This is a genomic window from Limnospira sp. PMC 1279.21 (genome assembly GCF_032349615.1).
Lineage (GTDB): Bacteria > Cyanobacteriota > Cyanobacteriia > Cyanobacteriales > Microcoleaceae > Limnospira > Limnospira fusiformis.
Genome location: NZ_JARPLU010000287.1, coordinates 1 through 3,516 on the forward strand (window position 1 = coordinate 1; position 3,516 = coordinate 3,516).

Here is a 3,516-nt window from a genome sequence, read left to right on the forward strand (position 1 = left end):
AAAAATCCGGCTGTGTTATGGGATGGTCAGGGATGCGACCCAATCAACCAAGGGGTTGAAGTCCTCACCGGGTAGTCCCCACGCCCATTTCAGCTCTATTTCATACCCGAAGGTCTCGCACCATACTTGGTCTTGTAGCGCATCGCCCTAATTGGTTCAACTAATCTGCGATTAAATTAAGCTCTCTACCACCGGGCTAGTGTTTAAAATGATATGGATGCTAGTTGTAGCTAACAGGAAGCTAATTAGCTATTTTTCCGAGACTTGCGGGAAGAGGCTGCAAACAAACCGCCAACAGCCATCAGACCTAACATAGTGGAAGGTTCAGGAACAGAAGGCACGTCACCTGTAGGAATGAAGACTTTGTAAAGACCGTTGTGGGAAGTTCCATCAGTGTACTCAGTTAGTCCAGTAGCAGTAGCACTGAAACTCCACAGATAATCAACTACTCCGTCATATTCATACCTGAGAACTTCACTAGCCTGCCAACCTGCAAACCAGTCTCCGTAGACATTACCTAAGTCCATATGTCCGGCTAAACCGATTTCAATGCCGTTTCGATCGCTTTCAATGTAGGAGATGTTGGGGTCGCTGGCGCGTTCAAAGCCATACATACCGAAAAACGCATTAAAGGCATTTCTTCTACCGATTCTTCCTAAATCAGGTTGGTAGTTGTCCAATAACTCACCAAACCAGCGGTTAGCTAAGTTGTCAGAGCCATATTGGTTCGTGAAGCCACCATCAGCAGTTGTGAACCAATCGAAGGCGTTGAGGCTACTGATAGTCAGGGTTTGGCCGTTAACTTCACCAATCAGGCTGGTCCTTGCACCACCATAGAAAGATGAGTTATACCTCCACCCGTTCATACTTTGATCATTAATGTGACTGCTGGAGAACAATTCAATGTTACCGCCGGGGGTTCCGTCTAGCCTCCGCAAAATGTCGTCGATGTTTGCAGAAGGGTTGGCATAGGTTTGGTCAACTACACCGTCACCAGTAGTGTCTCGGGCATCGTAGAGGATATAGTCGTCACCTTCGATTCTGAAGTTTTGGGCTAAGACAGGAGCGGCGACCATTGCGGTCATACCTGCGGCAAGGGAGGCACTAACTAAGAATTTGTTGATAAGTCCAGCCATGATTGAAGTCTCCTAAAGTGAATGGTTGAGGGTTGAGTTAGTCCTTTTGGGGAAGCTGTAATGCTTTACCGGAAAAGGGATTGTCTTTAATTATGATTAGTTTTTCGTAGATGACACCGCTTTTTTTCATCGGTTGTGCGCTTTTAAGTTAGGGCGCAGAGTCTTTAATATAGACATAAATTTAAGGTCTGCTGTTTTTTGACTCTGTGTTTATTATAGTTGACGGTCTGGGAAAAATCTATAAAGGTTCTGTAAAGTTATGGTGATTTTATATAAAGTTATTGCCAAATTTGATGTGGTCTAAGATGGGTATGATGAGAGGGAAAAATACTCCGTATTTATACTGCAAATGAGAGGGTTTTGGGGGTGATGTTTAAGAGATTGATCCGTATATTTAAGGGAGCCGGACTCGATGAAACCCAGACCAGTGCTGGGAATTGTCGAGAACCGGCTCCTATAATGAGTTGTGGCAAGTTAGGTATTAGCTGGCTTAGGGCTGGTGGGACTGCAAGAATTGGGCAATCCTGTCTACGGCGACTTTTAAGACTTCTGGGGGATGGACGAGAGCAAAGCGGACATATCCTTCGCCGGATTTACCAAAGCCAACGCCGGGAGATACGGCGACTCCGGTTTGTTGGACTAATTGGGCGCAGAAGCGGATAGAATCTTGACTCCAGGGTTCGGGGAGTTTTGCCCAAATGTAGAGGGTAGCTATGGGGGTAGGTACATCCCAACCGATGTCATGGAGGGCTTTAACAAAGACATCGCGCCTTTCTCGGAAGGTATCAACGGTGTGGCTAATTAATTCCTGGGGGCCGGTTAAGGCAGCGATCGCTCCATTAAGAATACCACGATACTGATTAAAGTCGATCGCCGCCTTGACCTGTCGCAGAGCCAGAATCAACTGAGGATTTCCGACGGCGAAACCGATACGGAAGCCTCCCATATTATAGGACTTGGAAAAGGTAAAAAACTCTATGGAGACGGTTTTCTGGGGGTCGGCTTGCAAGATAGAGGGGGCAATGGCATCATTATTGAGGGCATTGCCTTCTGGGAAGACAAAATCCCCGTAGGGGAAATCATGAACCAGGACGAGATCATTTTTTTGACAAAAGGCTACGGCTTCCTGAAAAAATGATAAGGGAGCGATCGCCGTTGTGGGGTTATGGGGATAACTCAAGACCATCATTTTGGCTTGAGCCAATACGGCTTCGGGAATTTCCTCAAACTTGGGCAGAAAGCCATTTTCGGCTAACATAGTCATCGGATAAATTTGCCCCCCGGCTATATATACTCCCCCAGCGTGGGAAGGATAGCCTGGATCTTGCAAGAGGGCAAAATCTCCGGGGTCCAGAATAGCTAAGGGTAGATGTCCTGTCCCTTCCTGACAGCCTATGAGTTGCAGAACTTCGGTTTCCGGGTCAACGGGTACGCCATACTTTTGAGTGTACCAGTGAGCGGCGGTATCTCGAAAATCCTTAGTATTGCGGAATAAGGCGTAACCGTGGGTTGTAGTATCGTCGAGGGAGTCCCGAATGCGATCGATAATGTGATTAGCCACAGGTACATCGGAAGAACCCAAAGACAAGTCAATGAGATCTTGTCCGGCGGCCAATGCTTTGGCTTTGGCTCGATCCATATCAGCAAATACATTAGACCGTAGAGGTTCTAGTCGCTTAGAAAATTGCATAGCATTCAACTCCGACGCAAACGGGACTCAATAAGAGATTTACAGATTCTACAGGTGAGGGTCAATCCACTCAATTAGCTTGTTTTTGGTAATTGCTCCCTCTAGGGAGGCGATAATTTCTCCGCCCATAAATAGCCTCAAGGCTGGGACCCCTTCCACTTGACAGAGTTTAACTGCTTGGGGGTTGAGGTCAACTTCTAGTTTAACTACTTTTAGGCGATCGCTGTAAGTATTTGCTACGGCTTGGACGGAGGGGGAAACCAGACGACAAGGACCACACCAGGGAGCCCAGAAGTAGGCTAAAGTCGGCTGTCCAGTATTACCCAGGACTTCGGTTTCAAATTGGGAATCTTGAATGACAATGACGTTGCTACTCATTAAATCTGCTCGGCTAGTACCACTTCCTGATCACTAATTAGATTACCATAGTGCAAAATTGTGACGAGGGCAGTCCTGAATGGGGGTGCGATCGCCAAAATGCAACAAAATTTAACTTTTGAGGGGGACAGAAGGGTGGGAGAGTCGGCGGAGGGTGATTTACCAAAGATCCTGGGTCACTAGCCCGGTCGCTTCGGTTTTGCTCAACAAGCCTTGTAGGACGGCTTTTTATGTTATACTATTTTGTCTGTGCGAAACGTTTAGGAGTGAAATAGGGCTGCAATGCCTGAAATAACTTCCTAGTGGGACTTG

The 3,516-nt window shown here is 46.9% G+C and carries 4 protein-coding genes; 1 reads left to right on the plus strand and 3 read right to left on the minus strand.

The window, feature by feature from the left end; translation table 11 throughout:
* Window positions 1-245: 245 nt before the first annotated feature.
* From P5683_RS23550 to P5683_RS23560, 3 genes are all read right to left on the minus strand, one after another.
* On the minus strand, window positions 246-1,136 hold the full coding sequence (locus P5683_RS23550; RefSeq protein WP_006667863.1) for an NF038130 family PEP-CTERM protein: 891 nt from the start codon (window positions 1,134-1,136) through the stop codon (window positions 246-248).
* Between the two features lie 490 nt (window positions 1,137-1,626).
* On the minus strand, window positions 1,627-2,826 hold the full coding sequence (locus P5683_RS23555; RefSeq protein ID WP_006621551.1) for an LL-diaminopimelate aminotransferase: 1,200 nt from the start codon (window positions 2,824-2,826) through the stop codon (window positions 1,627-1,629).
* Window positions 2,827-2,874: 48 nt separating this feature from the next.
* Window positions 2,875-3,204: a co-chaperone YbbN gene (locus tag P5683_RS23560; protein WP_006621552.1), complete on the minus strand. Its 330-nt coding sequence runs from the start codon at window positions 3,202-3,204 to the stop codon at window positions 2,875-2,877.
* 60 nt (window positions 3,205-3,264) lie between these two features.
* Between P5683_RS23560 and P5683_RS23565 the strand changes: the two genes are divergently transcribed.
* Entirely contained in the window at window positions 3,265-3,387 is a 123-nt protein-coding gene (locus P5683_RS23565; protein ID WP_006621553.1) for a hypothetical protein, read from the plus strand.
* Window positions 3,388-3,516: the final 129 nt, after the last annotated feature.